21 protein-coding genes are annotated in these 21,310 nt (G+C 57.7%); 5 read left to right on the top strand and 16 right to left on the bottom strand.

Annotated features, from left to right (window positions below; genetic code table 11):
• Positions 1-4: 4 nt before the first annotated feature.
• The 10 genes from ACR0I7_RS05960 to ACR0I7_RS06005 all read right to left on the bottom strand — a co-directional run bounded on the left by ACR0I7_RS05960 (position 5) and on the right by ACR0I7_RS06005 (position 8,924).
• On the bottom strand, positions 5-739 hold the full coding sequence (locus tag ACR0I7_RS05960; protein WP_480509309.1) for an ATP-binding cassette domain-containing protein: 735 nt from the start codon (positions 737-739) through the stop codon (positions 5-7).
• Positions 732-1,445 (bottom strand): ABC transporter permease, encoded by a 714-nt coding sequence (locus ACR0I7_RS05965; RefSeq protein ID WP_480509310.1) that lies wholly within the window; start codon positions 1,443-1,445, stop codon positions 732-734. The genes ACR0I7_RS05960 and ACR0I7_RS05965 overlap by 8 nt, the downstream gene beginning before the upstream one ends.
• Positions 1,446-1,603: 158 nt before the next feature.
• On the bottom strand, positions 1,604-2,593 hold the full coding sequence (locus ACR0I7_RS05970) for an ABC transporter substrate-binding protein (RefSeq protein WP_480509311.1): 990 nt from the start codon (positions 2,591-2,593) through the stop codon (positions 1,604-1,606).
• A 51-nt stretch (positions 2,594-2,644) separates the two neighbouring features.
• Entirely contained in the window at positions 2,645-3,493 is an 849-nt protein-coding gene (locus ACR0I7_RS05975; RefSeq protein ID WP_480509312.1) for an ABC transporter permease, read from the bottom strand.
• Positions 3,490-4,407 carry an ABC transporter permease gene (locus ACR0I7_RS05980; RefSeq protein WP_480509313.1) on the bottom strand — a complete coding sequence of 306 codons (918 nt, stop codon included), beginning with the start codon at positions 4,405-4,407 and terminating at the stop codon, positions 3,490-3,492. Before ACR0I7_RS05980 ends, ACR0I7_RS05975 begins: the two co-directional genes overlap by 4 nt.
• Positions 4,404-4,835: a GNAT family N-acetyltransferase gene (locus ACR0I7_RS05985; RefSeq protein ID WP_480509314.1), complete on the bottom strand. Its 432-nt coding sequence runs from the start codon at positions 4,833-4,835 to the stop codon at positions 4,404-4,406. The genes ACR0I7_RS05980 and ACR0I7_RS05985 overlap by 4 nt, the downstream gene beginning before the upstream one ends.
• Complete coding sequence (locus ACR0I7_RS05990) at positions 4,835-5,626, bottom strand: ABC transporter ATP-binding protein (RefSeq protein WP_480509315.1); 792 nt, start codon at positions 5,624-5,626, stop codon at positions 4,835-4,837. The genes ACR0I7_RS05985 and ACR0I7_RS05990 overlap by 1 nt, the downstream gene beginning before the upstream one ends.
• On the bottom strand, positions 5,623-6,117 hold the full coding sequence (locus ACR0I7_RS05995) for a DUF4760 domain-containing protein (protein WP_480509316.1): 495 nt from the start codon (positions 6,115-6,117) through the stop codon (positions 5,623-5,625). The genes ACR0I7_RS05990 and ACR0I7_RS05995 overlap by 4 nt, the downstream gene beginning before the upstream one ends.
• 10 nt (positions 6,118-6,127) lie before the next feature.
• A complete protein-coding gene (gene hydA / locus ACR0I7_RS06000; protein WP_480509317.1) occupies positions 6,128-7,582 on the bottom strand; it encodes a dihydropyrimidinase in 1,455 nt (484 codons plus the stop codon).
• 91 nt (positions 7,583-7,673) lie between these two features.
• Positions 7,674-8,924, bottom strand: a complete 1,251-nt coding sequence (locus ACR0I7_RS06005; protein ID WP_480509318.1) for a Zn-dependent hydrolase — start codon at positions 8,922-8,924, stop codon at positions 7,674-7,676.
• A gap of 170 nt (positions 8,925-9,094) precedes the next feature.
• Here ACR0I7_RS06005 and ACR0I7_RS06010 point away from each other — a divergent pair, with 170 nt between their 5' ends.
• Positions 9,095-9,709 carry a TetR family transcriptional regulator C-terminal domain-containing protein gene (locus tag ACR0I7_RS06010; protein ID WP_480509724.1) on the top strand — a complete coding sequence of 205 codons (615 nt, stop codon included), beginning with the start codon at positions 9,095-9,097 and terminating at the stop codon, positions 9,707-9,709.
• 3 nt (positions 9,710-9,712) lie between these two features.
• On the opposite strand, the gene ACR0I7_RS06015 is transcribed toward ACR0I7_RS06010, so the two are convergent.
• From ACR0I7_RS06015 to ACR0I7_RS06030, 4 genes are all read right to left on the bottom strand, one after another.
• Entirely contained in the window at positions 9,713-10,192 is a 480-nt protein-coding gene (locus tag ACR0I7_RS06015; protein ID WP_480509319.1) for a hypothetical protein, read from the bottom strand.
• Between the two features lie 73 nt (positions 10,193-10,265).
• Positions 10,266-11,570 carry an NAD-dependent dihydropyrimidine dehydrogenase subunit PreA gene (gene preA, locus ACR0I7_RS06020; protein ID WP_480509320.1) on the bottom strand — a complete coding sequence of 435 codons (1,305 nt, stop codon included), beginning with the start codon at positions 11,568-11,570 and terminating at the stop codon, positions 10,266-10,268.
• Positions 11,571-11,587: 17 nt separating this feature from the next.
• Positions 11,588-12,424, bottom strand: coding sequence for a class I SAM-dependent methyltransferase (locus ACR0I7_RS06025; protein ID WP_480509321.1), 837 nt, complete (start codon positions 12,422-12,424; stop codon positions 11,588-11,590).
• Positions 12,425-12,469: 45 nt separating this feature from the next.
• Entirely contained in the window at positions 12,470-13,804 is a 1,335-nt protein-coding gene (locus ACR0I7_RS06030; protein WP_480509322.1) for an NAD(P)-dependent oxidoreductase, read from the bottom strand.
• Positions 13,805-14,083: 279 nt separating this feature from the next.
• Between ACR0I7_RS06030 and ACR0I7_RS06035 the strand changes: the two genes are divergently transcribed.
• The 3 genes from ACR0I7_RS06035 (at position 14,084) to ACR0I7_RS06045 (ending at position 17,173) form a co-directional block, all read left to right on the top strand.
• Positions 14,084-15,079, top strand: a complete 996-nt coding sequence (locus ACR0I7_RS06035; RefSeq protein WP_480509323.1) for a hypothetical protein — start codon at positions 14,084-14,086, stop codon at positions 15,077-15,079.
• Between the two features lie 73 nt (positions 15,080-15,152).
• Entirely contained in the window at positions 15,153-16,445 is a 1,293-nt protein-coding gene (locus tag ACR0I7_RS06040) for an O-acetylhomoserine aminocarboxypropyltransferase/cysteine synthase family protein (RefSeq protein ID WP_480509324.1), read from the top strand.
• Positions 16,446-16,462: 17 nt separating this feature from the next.
• A complete protein-coding gene (locus ACR0I7_RS06045) occupies positions 16,463-17,173 on the top strand; it encodes a GNAT family N-acetyltransferase (protein WP_480509325.1) in 711 nt (236 codons plus the stop codon).
• 1 nt (position 17,174) lies between these two features.
• On the opposite strand, the gene ACR0I7_RS06050 is transcribed toward ACR0I7_RS06045, so the two are convergent.
• Complete coding sequence (locus ACR0I7_RS06050; RefSeq protein WP_480509326.1) at positions 17,175-17,870, bottom strand: SIMPL domain-containing protein; 696 nt, start codon at positions 17,868-17,870, stop codon at positions 17,175-17,177.
• A gap of 164 nt (positions 17,871-18,034) precedes the next feature.
• On the opposite strand from ACR0I7_RS06050, the gene ACR0I7_RS06055 reads away from it, so the two are divergent.
• A complete protein-coding gene (locus ACR0I7_RS06055; protein WP_480509327.1) occupies positions 18,035-20,092 on the top strand; it encodes a hypothetical protein in 2,058 nt (685 codons plus the stop codon).
• Between the two features lie 100 nt (positions 20,093-20,192).
• On the opposite strand, the gene hppD is transcribed toward ACR0I7_RS06055, so the two are convergent.
• On the bottom strand, positions 20,193-21,290 hold the full coding sequence (hppD, locus tag ACR0I7_RS06060; RefSeq protein ID WP_480509328.1) for a 4-hydroxyphenylpyruvate dioxygenase: 1,098 nt from the start codon (positions 21,288-21,290) through the stop codon (positions 20,193-20,195).
• Positions 21,291-21,310: the final 20 nt, after the last annotated feature.

Here is a 21,310-nt window from a genome sequence, read left to right on the forward strand (position 1 = left end):
GAAATTAAACGACAAGACCAACCGCAAGATAGCGGCGCGCGGCATCGCTTTGCGGGTCGTCGAGGACTTGTTTTGCAGGGCTATGTTCGACAATCTGCCCGCCCTGCATCATCACGATATCAGCGGCCAGTCGACGTGCCTGTCCGATATCATGGGTCACCATCACAATGCGCACGCCACGGGACGAGGCGCGCAGGACCATCCGTTCGATAACCTGTGTTGCACCGGGGTCAAGCGCGCTGGTGGGTTCGTCCAGAAACAGGATGTCCGGATCGGACGCCAGGGCACGCAAGATGGCAAGCCGCTGAGCTTCGCCGCCCGAGAGCGACCGCGCCGACTGTCGGGCCTTATCCTGCAATCCCCCTTCGGCCAACAGCTCGGCATTGCGCTGCTTTCGCACGGCACGCGGCAGTTTTTGCCGTTTCAACACAAAGTCCAGGTTGGCCGAAACCGATCGGCGCAACAGGACCGGTTGCTGAAACACCATCGCCTGACGTGCCGCTTCACCAGGACTTACGGGACGTCCCCCTTGGGTTACCATCCCACGGTCGGGCGCAATCAACCCATGCAGGCATCGCAACAGCAGGCTTTTGCCCGCCCCGTTTGGGCCAAGGATCACCGTTGGGCCGGACCACTCAAGCGTCAACGCGGGCACATCAAGCAGTGTCTTGCCCTTGCGGGCAATGTGCAGACCAGTCACGCCCAATGTGGATGGCGCCTCGGGGATCAGATCACGCATGGCGCAGCCCCTCTCGTTCAGCCCGCAAAGTCAGCGTGCTGACCATCGCGTTCACAGCAATCGCAATACCAATCAAGATCGCTCCCAACGCCAAAGCAAGGGCCAGATTGCCCTTTGAGGTCTCTAACGCAATTGTTGTCGTCATGACGCGGGTGACATGATTGATGTTGCCACCAACGATGATCACCGCGCCGACCTCGGCGATGGCTCGTCCAAAGCCCGCCAGCAGCGCCGTCACCAGCGCCAGCCGGGCGTCCCACAACAGAACCGGTACCGAAGCCAGACGCGACACGCCCAGCGACCGCAGCTGTTCGGAATACTCTTCAGCCAGCATCTCTACCACTTGCCGTGTCAATGCCGCGATGATGGGTATCACCAACACCATCTGCGCGATGATCATCGCCGTTGGTGTATAGAGCAGTTCCAACACCCCCAACGGACCCGAACGCGACAGCATCAGATAGACCAGCAACCCAACAACAACAGGTGGAAGCCCCATGAGCGCATTCATCAGAACGATCAACATCCGCCGACCAGGAAAACGCGCCACCGCAAGAGCTGCCCCGATGGGCATGGCAATAACGGCAGATAGAAGCACAGCAAGAACAGAAACCTGCAGAGACAATGACACAATTGCCCACAGCTCGGCATCCCCTGTCGCGATCAGGGATGCAGCGCTTCTGAATTCTGACGCAAAATCTTGCATATCTTTCCATTTCTGACGCAGATCGAATGAAATGCACGATAATTCATAGAAATACTATACGATTTTCCGTTCAAATACAGCCTTAAACCCGACATTACGAACAAGAAACGCGGCTCTGACCAGAGCCGCGTTTCCGCCGTCATCGACTGTGCCGACGGTTAGTTCAGTGCTGCGTCGGTGATCTGATGCGTCCAAGCGCCGTCGGGTTTCTTGGTGATCACAGGATCAGACCCGCCCGCCAGCAGAGTATCCACCGTCCGGTCAAAATCAGCCGGATCCAGCGCCCCGTTCGAGCCTGCGGTCAGCTTAGCAATCTCGCCCATCATCCGTTTCTGATGCTCCTCTGTCTGCGCACCGGTTGCGTCGTTTTCAAGCACGATCTCGGCCGCTTCATCGGGATGTTCCTCAGCGTATTTCCAGCCTTTCATCGAGGCACGGACAAACCGCTCCATCTTGTCAACAAAAGCAGCATCGCCCAGATTTTCCTCCAGCACGTAGAGGCCGTCTTCCAACGTGGCGACACCCTGATCTTCGTACTTGAAAGTCACCAGCTCTTCCGGTGTGACACCTGCATCAATGACCTGCCAGTATTCATTGTAGGTCATCGTGCTGATGCAATCGGCCTGACGCTGCAGTAAGGGATCAACGTTAAAGCCCTGTTTCAGAACCTCGACCCCGCTTTCGCCTTTGCCATTGGTATCGATACCAAGCTGGCTCATCCAGCTCATGAACGGGAACTCATTGCCAAAGAACCACACGCCCAGAGTGCGGTTCTTCAGGTCGTCTGGCGAGGATATGCCCGCGTCTTTCCAACAGGTCAGCATCATGCCCGAGCTTTTGAAAGGTTGCGCGATATTGACCAGCGGCAAACCCTTTTCGCGCGCAGCCAATGCTGCAGGCATCCATTCGACCGTCACATCAGCTCCGCCACCCGCAATCACCTGAGTTGGGGCAATGTCCGGGCCGCCCGGCAGAATGGTAACATCCAGATCTTCTTCTTCGTAAAACCCTTTATCCTGAGCGACATAGTAGCCCGCAAATTGCGCCTGAGTGACCCATTTGAGCTGCAGCGTCACCTCATCCGCGGCAAAGGCTGTTCCGGCGGCCATGCCAAAGGCGGCAACCGCCCCGCTGAGTAGCTTTTTCATCTTCATTTCTCCTTGTTGCAATTGGCGCCCCGTTGCAGGGTCTGTTGAATTTTATTGCCCGCGTTGCGACGGGTGCCAAAAAGTCACTGCTTTTTCGATCATCGCAACCAACCCGTAAAAGGCGGTCCCCGCCAGAGCGGCCACCACGATCTCGGCCCAGACCATATCTAGCGACAGCTGCCCCACACTGGTCGAGATGCGAAAGCCCATGCCCAAGGTCGGCGAGCCAAAGAACTCGGCCACGATAGCGCCGATCAGCGCCAGTGTGGTGGAAATCTTAAGCCCGTTGAAAATAAATGGCATCGCAGCAGGCAGACGCAGCTTTAGAAAGCTTTGCCAATAGGTTGCCGCGTAAGTCTCCATCAGGTCGCGTTGCATGGCCGTGGCTTCGCGCAGGCCAGCCACCGTATTCACCAGCATCGGAAAGAACACCATCACCACGACCACAGCAGCCTTGGAGTGCCAGTCGAATCCGAACCACATCACCAGAATAGGCGCCGTACCAACAATAGGCAGCGCAGCCACAAAATTGCCCACCGGCAACAGGCCAAGCCGCAGAAAATCCCACCGATCCACCGCAATCGCCATCAGAAAAGCCGAACCACAGCCAATGAGATACCCACTCAGCGCACCCTTGATGATCGTTTGCACAAAATCCGACCACAGGATTGGCAAGCTGTCCGCAAAACGAACGGCAATCACTGACGGCGCGGGCAGAATGACAAGAGGCACCTCAAGGCCATGTACCAGCAGTTCCCAGATGCCAATCACTGTTACCCCAAAGATCAGGGGCGCCAGAATGCGGACCGTCTGTGTATGGGCATAGGGACCGCTGGCCAAACGGCTGTTCAGCCACCAGCCAAAGACCCACAGCGCGATTGCAAAACCCACTAGCATCATTGCGCGATTCCCATCCGTTTCAGAACTAGACGCTCAAGCAGCCCAAGCAGCCCTACAAGGCACCCGGCCAGTATTGCAGCGGCAAAAAGCGCCGACCAAATCTGAACCGTCTGACCATAATAGCTGCCGGCCAGTAGCCGCGCGCCCAGCCCTGCAACCGCGCCGGTCGGCAACTCGCCCACGATAGCCCCGACCAGCGAGGCCGCGATACCGATTTTGAGGGACGTAAAGAGATAAGGCATAGATGCAGGCAAACGCAGTTTCCAGAACCCTTGCGACCGGCTGGCATTGTAGGTGTGCAACAAATCCAGCTGCATGGCGTCCGGGCTGCGCAGTCCTTTCACCATGCCGACCACAACGGGAAAAAAGCTGAGATACGCCGAGATAACCGCCTTTGGGATTATCCCCTGAACGCCAACTGAGTAGAGAACAACAATGATCATCGGGGCCAGCGCAATGATGGGAATGGTCTGACTGACGATAGCCCAAGGCATCACCGACAGATCCATGACACGGCTATGCACGATCCCAACAGCCAGCAATACGCCCAGACCTGTGCCAATTACAAAGCCAAGCATCGTCGCACTGAGTGTCACCCACCCGTGATAGATCAGAGATCGTTTGGACGTGATCTTTTTCTCTATCGTTGTCTGCCACATCTCAATCGCAACCTGATGCGGTGCAGGCAACCGCGGGCGGTCCTGTTCCCAAGTGGCTGGAATTGCAAAATTGTTGCTCAAGACCAGTCCGATCTCGCTCATATCGCGCCGGTCTTTGGCCGAAGGTGGTTGCACCTGGGCCCCGGCACGCTCCTGTTCAGTCAGAACGCCTTTGATATTCATTGGTACGCAAGCTGCGTACCAAAACACGACAATTACAGCCAGCATAGTAAGCACGGCGACGATCTTCTTCATGCCTGCCACTCCATTCGAAGGATCGGAGGGGTCTCTGCCGCGAGCGCGGGATCAGCTTCAACCAACACAAACCCTTCGCGCCGATAGAACCTTTGAGCGTTCAGATTGGGTTCATGGGTGGTCAACCAAAGGAAATCGCGACCCTCTTTGGCCTTGTCCAAAAGCCTTTTTCCCACCCCCTCGCCAGTCCTCAGACAATAGAGCGCACCGACCTTATCCTCTATGGGATCAACCGACATATAGCAATCCACAGGATCGCCCGAGACCCAGATTTCCCGGGATGGAAACGCCTCGCGGATCATCTCCTCCAGCTTTTCTTCCGGAAACTCCTCGGGCATCCAGTCCGTCTCTGCAACCCAGGTCGCAACCACGTGGGCACAGGCAGCTATGTCCTGAGGTTCGGCGCGCCTGATCCCGGTGTTCTGCATCAGACGTCATCCCCATGCCCGGCCCGCAACCCTTCACGCACCCGATGCGCGACCTCGATGAACTCGGGCGTGTCCCGGATATCCAGCGGGCGTTCTTTCGGCAGCGGGCTGTCGATGACATCGGTGATACGCCCCGGTCGTGGGCTCATCACAACGATCTTGGTGCTGAGATACACGGCTTCGGGGATTGAGTGGGTAACGAACCCAATCGTCTTTTCAGTGCGCGCCCAAAGCGCGAGAAGCTGTTCGTTCAGGTGATCGCGCACAATCTCATCCAGCGCCCCGAAGGGTTCGTCCATCAGCAGAATATCGGCATCGAAAGCCAACGCCCGTGCAATGCTAGCCCGCTGCTGCATCCCGCCTGAAAGCTGCCAGGGAAATTTCCCACCAAACCCTGCAAGATCAACAAGTTCCAAGACCTTGCTTACCCGCTCATCCTGCTCGGCTGCGGAATAGCCCATGATCTCAAGCGGCAGCTTAATGTTCTTGGCGATGGTTCGCCAAGGGTACAGCCCGGCCGCCTGAAACACATAGCCATAAGCCCGATTTCGACGCGCTTCGTCCGGGGTCATGCCGTTGACCGTCAGGCTGCCGCTGGTTGGCGTTTCGAGCGCAGCAATGCAGCGCAGAAAGGTAGTTTTACCGCAACCCGAAGGCCCGATGAAGCTGACAAAGTCGCCTTTGCCGATGCTCAGAGTCACATCTTTGAGGGCGTGGATTGGACCATCGTTGGTCTGAAAGGTCAGGTCCAGTTTATCGGCTTGTATTACAGGTGTGCCCGTATCTTTCATGTCTCTTTATCCGTTTTTTTCCACCGGGCAACCATTTGCTCTGTAGCCGCGAAAAGCTTGCCATTCTTTGCCCTAAGCCGCTCGCCACTGACAAAGTTCTCAAGCCTGTCCCAATCGCGATAAAGAGCTGTACGCCAATAGTCGCGCAAGATTTCCTCATCAATCGCACCATGTTTGATCATTCGCGCCATCAATCCATAGATGCTGAGTATATACCGAGCGAGCCCGCGCTCTTGGCTTTCCAAGTCATTGTAGTCTCGCTGATGCGGACCGGCAAAGAAGCGCAGTCGTGCATCCCTGAACTGAGCGGCCTGCAACGTTTCATGGATTACGTGAATCGACTCTCGCAGAAACCGACGCTCATCCTTGTCCTGGCTGCGCGCTTGCAAACGCATCTGGTGCCAAACAAAGGCAGCGGTGACAATAACAGCCAGCGCAGCAAAGATCGCGGCTACATCCGCCGAAATATCCAGCCAGAATTCCAGATTCATCGTTCTGCGATCAAACTCCCGTCGCCGGAATACCTGTCCGCTCCACTGGCCGCGGTGCGGTGAGTTCTTTCCACGTGCTCAGGGCCTTGTTGACATGTCCGTTGGGCTCACGCGCCACAAAATCCCCGTGGCCTTCCTGCGTGCGGATTTCACCGTCATGCACAGCCACCTGACCGCGTGTCAGAGTAAAGCGTGGCAGGCCTTTGATCTCTTTGCCTTCAAACACGTTGTAGTCGATCGAGGATTGCTGGGTGTCGGCGCTGATCGTCTTTGTCTTTTCAGGATCCCAAACCACCAGATCAGCATCCGCACCGACAAGAACGGCACCTTTTTTCGGATAGCAATTCATAATCTTAGCGATGTTTGTTGAAGTGACGGCGACGAATTCATTCATGGTCAGACGGCCGGTATTCACCCCATGCGTCCACAACATCGGCATCCGGTCCTCAAGCCCGCCAGTTCCGTTCGGAATCTTGGTGAAATCCCCCACGCCATAGCGTTTCTGCTCGGTCGTAAAGGCGCAATGGTCGGTCGCCACAACGCTCAGAGTGCCGGAATGCAACCCGTTCCACAGACTGTCCTGATGCTGTTTGTTGCGGAATGGTGGGCTCATGACTCGCCGTGCCGCGTGATCCCAATCCTGATGGAAGTATTCGCTTTCATCCAGGGTCAGATGCTGGATCAGAGGCTCACCCCACACGCGTTTGCCATTCATCTTGGCGCGCCGAATGGCCTCATGCGCCTCTTCACAGGAGGTATGCACGACGTACAGCGGCACACCCGCCATATCCGCGATCATGATCGCGCGGTTGGTTGCCTCGCCCTCCACCTGCGGCGGTCGGGAATAGGCGTGTGCCTCGGGGCCGGTATTGCCTTCGGCCAGCAGCTTGGCGCTGAGCTCGGCCACCACATCGCCATTCTCGGCATGCACCATGGCAATACCGCCCAGCTCGGCCAGACGCTTGAACGAGGCGAACAATTCGTCATCATTCACCATCAATGCGCCTTTATAGGCCATGAAGTGCTTGAACGTGTTGATCCCGCGCGTCTCGATGACGGTCTTGATATCGTCAAAGACCTGCTCTCCCCACCATGTCACGGCCATGTGGAAGGAATAGTCGCAATTCGCACGGGTCGATTTGTTGTCCCAGCGTTTCAGCGCGTCCAACAGGCTTTCACCCGGGTTCGGCAGCGCAAAGTCCACCACCATCGTTGTACCGCCTGCCAAAGCCGCGCGCGTGCCGCTTTCAAAATCATCGCTGGAATAAGTGCCCATGAACGGCATTTCCAGATGCGTATGCGGATCGATGCCGCCGGGCATCACATAGCACCCGGTTGCATCCAGCTCTTTGTCGCCTTTCAGATCCAGCCCGATCTCGGTGATCACCCCCCCCTCGACCATGACATCCGCCTTATAGGACAGATCTGCGGTAACAACGGTTCCGTTCTTGATAACAGTACTCATCTTACACTCCCTCATGCGGTCTGCGCCGCCTGTTTCATCTGGCCCGAATATCCCGGAGGACACGCCCGGCAAGCGATGGGGGCAGCGCCCCCTATTCCACGATCTCCGCCGTCTCAACGACCGCGTGAAACAGAACATCTGCGCCAGCAGCAGCCCAGTCCTTGCTGATCTCTTCTGCCTCGTTATGGCTGAGCCCATCCACACAAGGGCACATCACCATAGCGGTCGGGGCAACCCGGTTGATCCAGCAGGCATCGTGCCCGGCCCCAGAAATGATATCCGTATGCGAATATCCCAACCGCTCGGCCGCGCTGCGAACAGCGGCAACACAACCCTCGTCGAATTTCACTGGATCAAAGCCACCGACTTTCTCAAATGCAATCTGCAGCCCCATCTCATTCACGATGTCTTCGGCAGCGACGCGCAAGCGGTTCTCCATATCCTTGATGACGTCCAGCTCGGGCGAACGGAAATCGACCGTAAAGACAACCTTGCCCGGGATCACATTGCGTGAGTTCGGATAGACGTCGATATGCCCTGCCGCCCCTACCGCATGTGGCGCATGAGACCAGGCGATCTGATCCACCTTCTCAAGCACCCGCGCCATGGCAAGCCCTGCATTCTTGCGCATTGGCATTGGGGTAGACCCCGTATGCGCATCCTTGCCGGTGATGGTGATTTGTGTCCAGCTCAGGCCCTGCCCGTGGGTGACCACGCCGATATCTCTTTCCTCGGCCTCAAGAATGGGTCCCTGTTCGATGTGCAGCTCGAAAAACGCATGCATCTTGCGCGCGCCAACCTCTTCGTCACCGCGCCAGCCGATACGCTTCAGCTCATCCCCGAATGTCTTGCCCTCGGCATCCTCGCGCTCATAAGCCCAGTCCTGTGTGTGCATCCCGGCAAACACCCCCGAGGACAGCATCGCGGGGGCATAACGCGTGCCCTCTTCGTTGGTCCAGTTGGTCGCCACAATCGGGTGTTTGGTCTTGATGCCCAGGTCGTTGAGCGTCCGAATGATCTCTAACCCGCCCAGCACGCCAAGCACGCCGTCATACTTGCCGCCAGTCGGCTGGGTATCCAGATGCGAGCCGACATAGACCGGCAAAGCGTCAGGGTCGGTCCCTTCACGATGGGCGAACATGTTGCCCATCTGATCCAGCCCCATGGTACAGCCCGCGTCCTCGCACCATTTCTGGAATAACGCGCGGCCTTCGGCATCTTCGTCGGTCAGGGTCTGACGGTTGTTTCCACCTGCGACACCGGGGCCAATCTTGGCCATCTCCATCAGGCTATCCCATAGCCTGTCGCCATTGATCCTGAGATTCTGCGCCGGAGCTGCCATCTTGTTTTTCCCTGTTGCTTGCGATTTGGCTCGCTTTTGGTGTCTTGATTTGACCATCTGGTCAAACTCACGCTATCACGGGTTCGACATCAGTCAAGAAATTGCATGGAAACGCCGCAAATTTCGGCATACCCGGTGCCTGACTGGCGGAAATGAGACGAGCAGAAAACATGCCCAAAGACCGCGCCCCGACCAGAATACAGAAAAAGAATCGTGCCGCGATTCTTGAGGCCGCCCTGAACGTGTTTTCAGCGCATGGCTTTCGAGGCGCAACTGTAGATCAGATCGCGGCCGAGGCAGGGCTGAGCAAGCCCAATCTCTTGTATTATTTCCCCTCGAAAGAGGCGATCCATACGGCCCTGTTGTCAGGTTTATTAGAAACCTGGCTGGCCCCTCTACACGATCTGGATGAGAATGGCGATCCGCTGCAGGAAATCCTGTCTTACATCCATCGTAAACTGCAAATGAGCCGGGAATTGCCGCGCGAAAGCCGCCTGTTTGCCAACGAGCTGGTTCAGGGTGCCCCCAGAATTCACGACGCGCTGTCAAATGATCTGAAAGCCCTTGTTGATGCAAAGACCAGCATTCTGACCCGCTGGATGGATCAGGGAAAAATCGCGCGTGTGCATCCCTATCACTTGATCTTCTCGATCTGGGCTTTAACCCAGCATTATGCCGATTTTGACGTTCAGGTCCGGGCCATCCTTGGGTCCGAGGACCCGTTCGATGGTGCCGAACCCTTTATCGACACGCTTTATCGCAAACTGCTGACCCCTCAGGGCTGAGCGTTACTTTGCAGCTTTCAGCGCAAGAATACGTTTGAGAATAACGATCGCCATCGCCAGCAGAATAGTCAGATCGCCCATCGTCTTGACCGTATTGATCTTGGGCACTTTCCCGGCATCCCGGACAATCGCCGTATACATCTTGGGCTGATGCACGCCGGTCGAGAAATCCCGCTCTGACGCTTTGATGTATTTGTCAAAATCCTGCAGCGCTTTGACTTTTTTAGTGACCTGCCCCATGAACCTTTGGTCCAGCTGCCGGTCTTCTTTTATCTTGGCCATCATCTCTTCGATCGACCGCTTCAGCTTGACGATATCGGCCAGGTCTTTCTTGACCTGTTTCTGATGCTGAATGAAATTCTTGGCCGCAAGGGCATCACGCTGTTTGGCCTTGGACAGGGCCACATTCTTTTTGGATGTATCCCTGTCAAGTTTGGTGACCCTGTTGCCCCCTTTGCTTCGACCCGGCGGTACCGCTGGCATGACAATCTCCTATACCTAAAACAATCAGCCGCACTCTAGCGCCGGGACGCGTGTATTGGGATGCTGGTTTACCCTACTCGGCCGCTTTGGCCATCGGGTTGTTGGGATGCATGGTCCAGTTGGCATAGTCCGGCTGCACGACATTGCCGGTGCGCGGATCCACCTCGCCTGCGGCCATGGGCTCCATCGTGATGCACCCTTCGACCGGGCAGACATCGACGCACAGATTGCAGGCCACGCATTCCTCATCTTTGACATCGAACACGCGGTCCGCAGACATGGAAATGGCCTGATGGCTGGTATCTTCGCAGGCCGCATAGCAGCGACCACATTTGATGCACTGATCCTGATCGATCTTCGCCTTGGCCACATAGTTGAGGTTGAGGTACTGCCAGTCAGTGACATTAGGCACAGCCCGCCCAATGACCTCATCGATGCTGAAATACCCTTTTTCATCCATCCATTCCGACAGGCCCGCCGTCAGCTCATCGATGATCTTGAAGCCATAGGTCATCGCGGCCGTACAGACCTGAACCGTGCCGCATCCAAGCGAGATGAATTCTGCCGCGTCGCGCCACGTCGTCACCCCACCGATGCCCGAGATCGGCAGGCCATGCGTGGCCGGATCACGTGCGATCTCGGACACCATCGACAGCGCAATCGGCTTGACCGCCGGCCCGCAATAACCACCATGGCTGCCTTTGCCGTCAATCGACGGCTCGGGGCTGAACGTATCCAGATTGACGCTGGTGATCGAGTTGATAGTGTTGATCAGCGAAACCGCATCTGCGCCACCGTTCTTGGCTGCGGCGGCAGGTTTGCGAATATCTGTAATATTCGGCGTCAGCTTCACGATAACCGGGCGGTCATAATAGGTTTTGCACCAGCGCGTGACCATCTCGATATACTCAGGCACCTGCCCAACGGCTGACCCCATACCGCGCTCGCTCATCCCATGCGGGCAGCCAAAGTTCAGCTCGATCCCGTCAGCGCCTGTTTCCGCAACGCGCGGCAGAATAGCCTTCCAGGCTTCTTCCTCACAAGGCACCATGATCGACGCGATCAGCGCCCGATCAGGATAGTCGGCCTTAACTCGCGCCATCTCTTCAAGGTTCACCTCAAGCGGGCGATCAGTGATCAATTCGATATTGTTCAGACCCAGCAACCGCCGATCCGCGCCGTATATCGCGCCATAACGTGGCCCGTTTACGTTGACGACCGGAGGTCCTTCGGACCCAAGCGTCTTCCAAACTACACCGCCCCAACCGGCCTCGAACGCACGGCGCACGTTGTATTCTTTGTCCGTGGGCGGGGCTGAGGCCAACCAATATGGGTTCGGGCTGGAAATCCCCAGAAAGTCTGTTGTCAGGTCGGCCATGGGTCCTCCTCACCGGCTCAGCCGGTTTTCTTGAATATCATTTCTGTCGGGCGAATACGCCCGGCTTTGAGATTTGCGACGTAGTTCTCGAACTTCTCGGGCGCGGTTTCGCCCATCATCAGATGAATGCCCAAAGGTGCGGGCCCGTCCCGAGCGATCTTTGCGAAAACCTCTTCGAAAAAGGCCAGGGCAAAGTCACTGCGGTCAGTCTCGACCTGCAGGGTCAGACCGGCAGCCTGTGCTGCCTGTTTGTAGGTGTCAGGGGCGTGAACGAATGAGGTTTCGGGATGCGTCGACCACGGCAAAGGAAAGTCCAGCGCCTCATCCGCAGCGCCACCCATTACGTCGAACACGGCAAAGGTGCCGCCGCTTGCCAGAACCCGCGAAACCTCGGCAAAGAGGGCCGTTTTGTCTTCGATATTCATGCCGACATGCAGCATGACGGCCAGGTCAAAGGCGGCATCTGAAACAGGCATGTCCAGCGCGCTGCCCACCTGAAAATCGATCTGGTCGGAAAGCCCCACAAGCGTGCTGAGCGATTGCGCGGTTTCGACGAATTCCGGCGTCAGATCGATCCCCGTCACCGTCGAACCATAGCGATCGGCAACATAGCGCGAGGTGCCACCGATGCCGCATCCGATATCCAGCACACGCGTCGCGGGGTCAAGCGAGAGCTGGCTAAACAAATTGTCTGTCGCCGCAACGCCGCCAGTGTGGAATTCATCCCCCGCCTTGAGGTCCGCAACAGTGGCCGCATCCGGGTCAACACCGCTGGCGGCCAGAGCGTGACGCACCCTCTCGGTCAGGGCTCCGGTCGTGTAGTGACGGGCGACGGCTTCTTCGATCTGAGACATGGCGATTACCTCGGCAACACAATTTGGATTGGATGCCCTACCCTATCACGAAACCAGTGTGGCGTGGATGTCCATCGCGGCGTCGCGCCCTTCGGCAACTGCGGTCACCGTCAGGTCTTCGCCACCGGCAGCACAGTCGCCGCCAGCCCAGACACCGTTCATGGATGTACGCCCCGTTTCGTTGACGGCGATCTTGTTGCCCTCAAGGGTCAGCCCTTCGGGCGCGCCCTCAAGGGTTTGCCCGATTGCCTTCAGAACCTGATCGGCGAGAACACGGACCGTCTCACCTGTTCCGGTAAGGCTGCCGTCATGACTGGCGGTATATTCCAGTTCGATCTCGGCGGATGCCCCATTTCCGTGAATCGCGACGGGTTGTACGTTGCACATGATCCGCACGCCGTGCGACGCGGCCAGATCCTGTTCATAGCGGCTGGCACCCATCGCATCGCGACCGCGACGATAGGCTATGGTCACATTCTCAGCGCCCAGCAGCTTTGATTTGACCGCAGCATCCACTGCCGTCATGCCGCCGCCGATCACCACCACGTTCCGCCCGACCGGCAGATGCGCCAAATCGCTGGCCTGCCGCACGTCCGAGATGAAATCCACCGCATGTCGTACACCGTCTTTGTCTGCACCTTGCGCGCGCAACGCGTTGACACCGGCGAGGCCAATGGACAGGAACACCGCGTTATAATTCTCGGTCAGTCCATCAAGCGAAATCGTTTCGCCCAGAGCCGATCCGGTCTCAACCGCAATGCCACCAATTTTCAGCAACCAGTCCACCTCGGCCTGCGCGAAATCATTGGTCGATTTATAAGCCGCAATGCCATATTCATTCAGCCCGCCCGGTTTAGGTTTGGCCTCATGAATAACCACGTCATGCCCAAGCAGGGCCAACCGGTGCGCACAGGCCAGCCCTGCAGGCCCGGCACCAACAACGGCGACAGTCTTGCCCGTCGACGGAGCCCGGGTGAAAGGATGATCACCCGCTGCCATGACAGTGTCGGTCGCAAACCGCTGCAGCCGCCCGATTTCGACCGGCTTGCCCTCGGCCGCTTCGCGCACACAGGCCTCTTCGCACAGCGTCTCTGTCGGACAAACCCGGGCGCACATGCCGCCAAGAATGTTCTGATCGAGGATCGTCTGCCCCGCTGCCTGTGGTTGTCCGGCCTGAATCTGACGGATGAACAGCGGAATATCGATATCCGTCGGACAAGCCGTCACACACGGCGCGTCATAGCAGAAATAGCAGCGATCTGCCGCCACAGCGGCCTCATGCGGCGCCAGCGGCGGGTGCAGATCGGTGAAATTCGAGGTCAGCTCATCGCTGGAAAGCCGCCCGGATAAGATACCGGGTGCCATCTGGCCCTGTGCCATCACTCTACTCCCTGTAGATATGTTTCTTATGCCGACCAGCTTGCCACATTTTGATTTTTTATCAATTGGTAAAATTTATAATCAGCCAAAAAACGCAAAAATCGGGCGGAATGGCCCCGTTTTCAGATGATATGCACAATCTGAGGGCTGTTTGGTTTCAGAGTGACGCCGAGAGGGCGAACATCTTGCCAACCCCATCAGGTTTTGACGCCCACAGCTTGTTGTTGTAGTCCCGAGGAAAAGCAGTGCCTGACAGGCCACCAACCGGAAAGCGCAGACATGCAGGCAAAACCTCCGAAGTTCAATGTCGTCGTCGTCGGTCAGAACAACCGCCTGCAGTATGAGGCGGTCTTGTTCGCCGCGTCCCTGCGCCATTCCTCGCCCGATTTCAGCGGACGGCTTTTTGTGGCCACCCCGCAGCCTGGCCCGCGCTGGCATCAGGACCCCAGCATCAGCGACCCGGATGTCCTGAAAGTCCTCAAGCAGCTTGATGCGGAAATCCTCCCTTTTGACTCGCACGTCTTTGGCGAGAGCTATCCCTATGGAAACAAAATCGAGGCATTGTTAACCCTCCCCGAGGGCGAGCCGTTTGTCTTCTTTGATACTGACACCCTGATCACGGGCGACCTGAATAGCGTGCCCTTTGATTTCGAGCGCCCCGGCGCCTCGTCCAAGGTGGAAGGCACCTGGCCCAAGCCAACGCTCTATGGCCCCAGCTATGACGGCATTTGGCGCGCGCTGTACCAGCGCTTTGGGCTGGATTTCGAAAGCTCGCTGGATACCAGCCAGCCCGAGGATTATTGGCGGCGCTATCTGTATTTCAATGCAGGTTATTTCTTTTACAAATGTCCGCATCAGTTCGGCGAACGGTTTCTGGAGTATGCGCGGGTGATCCGCGATGAAGAGCTGCCAGAGCTGACGGGCCAAAACCTTGATCCCTGGCTGGATCAGGCCGCGCTGCCGCTGGTTATCCATGCCCTGGGCGGCAGCCGCGATACGCTACCTGCCGGTTTGCTGGACGGCTCTGTCAGTTGTCACTATCGCCTGTTTCCGCTGCTCTATGCCCGTGAGAGCGATCATGTCATCGAGACACTCGAAGCTGTTGCCGCGCCCAATCGGGTCAAGAAGGTGCTTAAGAATTATGACCCGATGAAGCGGCTGGTCATCCAGGGCAAAGGCGCCAAAATCCGACAGCTGTTTGATCGTGACAACCTGCCCCAGCGAGAACAGGCCATTCGCAAAGCCATCAAAGCCAAGGGACTCTGGCTGCGCTGACGAATTCGTTGTGTCGTGGATTGCAATGCCCTAGAGGTTTTAGCAACCAATGTATCACAGGGAGATTTCAAGAATGTCTGATGGTCCAACCTATGGTTTTGACACGCTGCAAATTCACGCAGGTGCCCGCCCCGACCCGGCAACCGGTGCGCGCCAGACCCCGATTTATCAGACAACCGCTTATGTGTTCCGTGACGCCGAACACGCGGCTGCCCTGTTTAACCTGCAAGAGGTCGGATACATCTATTCCCGCCTGACCAACCCGACGGTTGCGGTGCTGCAGGAACGTGTTGCAACGCTGGAAGGTGGTGCGGGCGCGGTCTGCTGTTCTTCGGGCCACGCGGCGCAGATCATGGCGCTGTTCCCGCTGATGGGCCCCGGCTGCAATGTGGTCGCGTCGACCCGCCTGTACGGCGGTACAGTCACGCAATTCAGCCAGACCATCAAACGTTTCGGCTGGGAGGCCAAGTTCGTCGACACCGACGATCTGGACGCCATCAAAGCAGCCATTGATGACAATACCCGTGCCGTATTCTGCGAATCCATCGCCAACCCCGGCGGTTATGTCACCGACATCCGCGCGCTGGCCAATGTGGCAGACGACGCGGGCATTCCTCTGATCGTCGACAACACCTCGGCCACGCCTTACCTGTGCCGCCCGATTGAACACGGGGCCACGCTGGTTGTGCATTCGACTACGAAGTACCTGACCGGGAATGGCACGGTAACCGGCGGCTGCATCGTCGATTCCGGCAAGTTCGACTGGTCGGCCAATGACAAGTTTCCTTCGCTCAGCCAGCCCGAAACGGCATATCACGGGCTGAAGTTTCATGAGACATTCGGGCCGCTGGCTTTCACCTTCCACGGCATCGCCGTCGGGCTGCGCGATCTGGGCATGACCATGAATCCACAAGCGGCACATTATACGCTGATGGGGATCGAAACCCTCAGCCTGCGGATGGAACGTCATGTCGAAAACGCGCAGAAAGTCGCGGCATGGCTCGAGGCGGATGATCGCGTGGACTATGTCACCTATGCGGGCCTGCCCTCGTCCCCCTATCATGACAGGGTCAAAGCGCATTATCCCAAGGGCGCGGGTGCCCTGTTCACCTTTGCGGTCAAAGGTGGGTATGAGGCTTGCGTCAAACTGGTTAACGCGCTTGAGATTTTCAGCCATGTGGCAAATCTGGGCGATGCGCGGTCGCTGATCATCCATTCGGCCTCGACCACGCACAGACAGCTTTCGCCCGAACAGCAAGAGGCGGCGGGCGCTGGTCCGAATGTCGTGCGCGTATCGATTGGTATCGAAGATGCGGATGACCTGATCGCCGATCTCGATCAGGCCCTGTCCAAAGCCAGCGCCTGATCCAAAGGACTATTACGATGTCAGCGCACCAGACCAACGCTCTGGGGCAGCCTGTTGGGTTGCCCATCGACGACAGTTTTCCTAGACCGACACCACCACGGGATGAGATGGTCGGTCGCTTTTGCAGCGTCGTACCACTGAACGCAAAAGAGCATACACCCGGCCTGTTTCGGGCGTTTGCGCAAGATAAGGACGGTCGCAATTGGACCTATCTGCCGGAAGAGCCTATCACGTCTAAGGCTGAATTTTCCGACTGGATGGTGCGCTGTGAAAAGAGTGCCGACCCGCTGTTTCATACGATTCTGGACCAGAATGGTGATCCCGTGGGGCATGCGACCTTTCTGCGGATCGACCCCAAAGGTGGCGTGATCGAGGTGGGCTACATCCATTTCTCGCCCCTGATGCAACGCAGTCCGATTGCATCTGAGGCGATGTATCTGATGATGCGCCGCGTCTTTAATGAGCTGGGCTATCGCCGCTATGAGTGGAAATGTGATGCTTTGAACGAACCCTCGCGCAAGGCTGCCGCGCGCCTGGGCTTTCAGTTCGAAGGCATCTTCCGGCAGGCGACCCACTATAAGGGCCGCAATCGAGATACCGCCTGGTTTTCCATCATCGATACAGAATGGCCGCGCATTCGCGACGCGTTCGAGGTATGGCTGGCGCCTGAGAACTTCGACGCCACAGGCCAACAGCGCCAATCGCTGATGGCCCGCGCGCCGACCTGAGTTATTCGGAGATCTCGAAGACCATCGAGATGTTCACTGAAACCGAAATCTCGCCGCCGGCGACCGGCACGGCGCCGGCATCGGCAAAGCTCATCTCGCGCATTTGCGCAACGGGCCGCACGCCGCTGCCCTGATCACTGATCGTTACAACCGGGCCCAGCGTAACACCCGCCGCTTGCGCCAGTTGCTGTGCCTTGGCTGTGGCATCGGCAACGGCTTCGGCGCGCGCTTCGGCCTCAAGCGGTTTCCGATCCTGAACCTCGAAACTCAGCCCGCCGAAATCATTGGCCCCGTCGCGGATGACCGCATCCATGATCTGCCCCAGATTGTCCAGATCGCGCACACGCACAAAAACGCGGTTCGAGGCGACGAACCCGGCGATCTTAGGCGGCTCGGCCCCAGGGTCGCGATGCCGGGTCCAGACAGGCGACAAGGACAGATCGCGGGTCTGCACATCGCGCGCCTCGATCCCCATGTCATTCAGACGCGTCAGGATTTGCGAAACCGCGTCGGACGTGGCCTGCATCGCGGCAGACGCCTGCGGATCTTCGTTGGTGACACCCAGTGTGATGGTTGCCATATCCGGCGCTGACAGTGCGGTTCCGGTGCCGCTGACCGAGATGCGACGTTCTTCCGCATGCGCGATGCCAGCCGTGGTTGCCGCCATCATCGCGGCCAGAAAAGCAAGTGTCTTCAAGGTGATCCCTCCTGTTGACCTGTCTTAAACATGGGGTGGCAAGGCTTTGCCGGGCAAGGGGTAATTTTGCCTTTTCCTTTCCCTCAGCGGGTTCCTGCTTTATCCTTCCCAAGCGAACGCGAACGCGTTCGCGCGTATTCTGATAAGTATGGTTCTGCCAGATTATGAAACCCGCCTTCGCGCTGTCCTTTGATGATACCGGGATTTCTTTGCATCACTATTCGGATGACGAATGGTACTGCATCGGAACCGTCCCTTTGGCTGCGCCGGATCTGAATGAACAGATGCAGACCCTGCGCGCCCAAGGTTTTGCTATACAAAATGATCTGAGCTGTCAGGTGGTTATCCCATCGGATCAGATCAGGTTTATGACGGTGGATACCTCGGGATCAACACCCGACGAGATCGAACAGAAAGCCGCTGAGGCATTGACCGGCGCCACGCCATATGCGGTATCCGATCTGGTGGTAGCGACGCAGGCGGCTGATGGCTGCACCCGAATCGCAGCAGCTGCGCGCGAAACCATCGAAGAGGCACATGACTTTGCCATCGGCCATGGTTTTGTCCCTGTATTGTTTACAGCCCGCGCTGATGACATCGAAGATGGCAGCGGCTTAGAGTTCACACTGTGCGATGCGCTGCCCGCATCCGACCTGCCTGCCCCCCCTGCAGCCGAACCCGTTGAGGCGCAGCAGATCGAAGAGCTCGAAGACGCTTCTCTAGACGACACTGACACTGACACTGACACTGACACTGACACTGACACTGACACTGAACAGGAAGCGCACAAAGACACGTCCGCAATCGAGGAGCTACCCGGCCCCGCAGTGCATCTCATCGCAGATGCAGCAGATCCTGACACGTTTCGCTCTCCGCAGCCCCTGCCCGGCACGGTCGCGCCATCCCAATCAGGCACGGCATCGACAAAGTACATCATCGCTGCCGTCGCGGCGGCCGTGGTTCTGGGTATCGTCGTCGGAGCGTGGACAACATCAGGCTCGGACGATACGTCAACCCTGGCCAGCCTGCCCGAAGAACAGCAGCTGTCCGAAGTACCGACAGCCGAGGTGCCAGCGCCTGACCTTCGGGCCGAACTTCCGATCACTGAGCCCGAGTTAGAGCCTGAGCCCGAAGTCGCGAACATCGACGAGACCCCGGTCGAAGAAGCCGCCCCCGATGAGGGTGAGGATCTGACGGCAACGGACGCTGCTATTTTAGAAGCCCTGAGGGTTGCGCCGCAGGCCGTTGAGCAAGTCGCGCGCGATCCCGAGAGTGAAGAGGTTTTTCACGAGGTCACGGGCATCGCCCCAACGCCCCCCGCAGCGCTGGCCGAGCCACCTCTGCCGGGACAGGGCGACATCTATCTGGCCTCGATTGACCGTTCGAGCCTGTCTCAGGACGCCGTGGCCCTGCCCCCGGTTGCAAGTTTTGACACCGATTTTGCAGTTGAGCCTGCTGAACAGAGCGACGCCATCGTGGGAGCATTTGAGCTGGACGAGCGTGGTCTGGTCACGCCGACAGCCGAAGGTACGCTGAACCCGGATGGCATCATGGTCTATTTGGGCCGCCCGTCATCGGTACCGCCCGAGGTGCCAGTTCGTTTCGAAATCGAACCTGTCGCGCTTGACGAAGAAACGGGCAGGCTGGCCGAGCTTCGCCCCCGTGCCCGCCCCAATGATCTGGTCGAGCAATTTGAACGCCAACAGCTGGGTGGTCGCTCACTGGAAGAACTGGCGGTGCTGCGGCCCAAGCAGCGCCCGAAATCGCTGCAGGAAAGACCGCAGGTTGATCACACGCCGACGGCACTCGCCGTGGTTAGGGTGCCCCGGCCCAAATTGCGCCCGGCCTCTGTGGTCGCCGCGGCCGCAGCCAAACCCGCAGCGGGCAGCGCCCCGCTTGGCTCGACCGCCGCGATTGCGCAAACAAACGACGAAGGTGGATCGTTCGAACCCAAAGCCGTTGCGCCAAAGATACCCACCACCGCATCCGTTGCCCGTCAGGCAACGCTGGACAACGCGTTGAATTTGCGAAAGCTCAACCTGATCGGTGTCTACGGTACGCCCGATAATCGCCGCGCTTTGGTACGCTTGCCCAGCGGTCGTTATAAAAAGCTGAAAGTTGGCGACCGGATCGACGGTGGCCGGGTCGTCGCAATCAGTGACAGTGAATTGCGCTATGAAAAACGCGGACGCAATCTGACGCTGAAAATGCCCCGCAGCTGACGCAGTTTTATCTGCAGGCCTCAAGCTCCGACGTCGTTCTTGAACAACGCATCAGTGCGCCATCTTTTGTGGCGCACTAAGTTATGGTCTATGCCTGATCTCAGGCGGCCGAAATCTCACCGGATTCGATCTGCTCACGCTCGATCGACTCAAACAAGGCCTTGAAGTTCCCTTCGCCAAAGCCGTCATCGCCTTTGCGCTGAATGAACTCAAAGAAGATAGGACCGACCACGGTTTTTGAGAAGATCTGCAACAGAATCTTCGTCTCGCCGCCATCCACAACACCTTCGCCATCAATCAGAATGCCGTGTTTCATCATCCTGTCGACCGGCTCATCATGGCCGGACACACGCTCAAACGACATGTCATAATATGCCTCATTCGGACCCGGCATGAATTTAAGCCCCTTCCGAGCAATCGCGTCGGTCGAACCATAGATGTCGTCACTGCCGACTGCGATATGTTGGATTCCTTCGCCCTTGTACTTTTTAAGATAAGACACGATCTGGCCGGTCTCGCCCCGATCTTCGTTGATCGGAATGCGAATGCGACCGCAGGGTGAGGTCAGCGCGCGGCTGTACAGCCCGGTAAACTTGCCCTGAATGTCAAAGAAGCGGATTTCGCGAAAGTTGAACAGATCGCCATAGAACCGGAACCACTTGTCCATATTGCCCTTGTAGACATTGTGGGTCAGGTGATCGAGGTAATAGAACCCATCGCCGCGCGGCTTCGATTGCGTGTGCCACGTGAATTCAGCGTTGTAGGGCGAAGTCTCGTAATACTGGTCGATAAAGTAGATCAACGAGCCGCCAATCCCCTTGATCGCAGGTACATCCATCGTCTTGTCGGGTGCATCATATGGCTCGGCCCCGTTTGCTACCGCATGATCATAGGCTTTCTGCGCGTCCACAACACGCCACCCCATGGCCGGGGCGCAGGGACCGTGGTCGGCAACGAACTTCGCCGCAAAGCTGTCAGGGTCAGCATTGAGGATATAGGTGACATCCCCCTGCTGCCACAGCTCGACTGCTGGCTTGTCGTTGTGATGGCCGACCTTCTCGAACCCCATCTTGATGAATACATCCCGCAGTTCCTGTGGTTCGGGATGTGCGAATTCTACAAATTCGAAACCGTCGGTTCCGGCAGGGTTCTCGGCGCTGATCGTGGATTTCGGGGCGTTGTGCGGGAATGGACCCATGGCGCGTCTCCTTTCAAACA

It is taken from the genome of Ruegeria sp. AM1 (assembly GCF_056540745.1).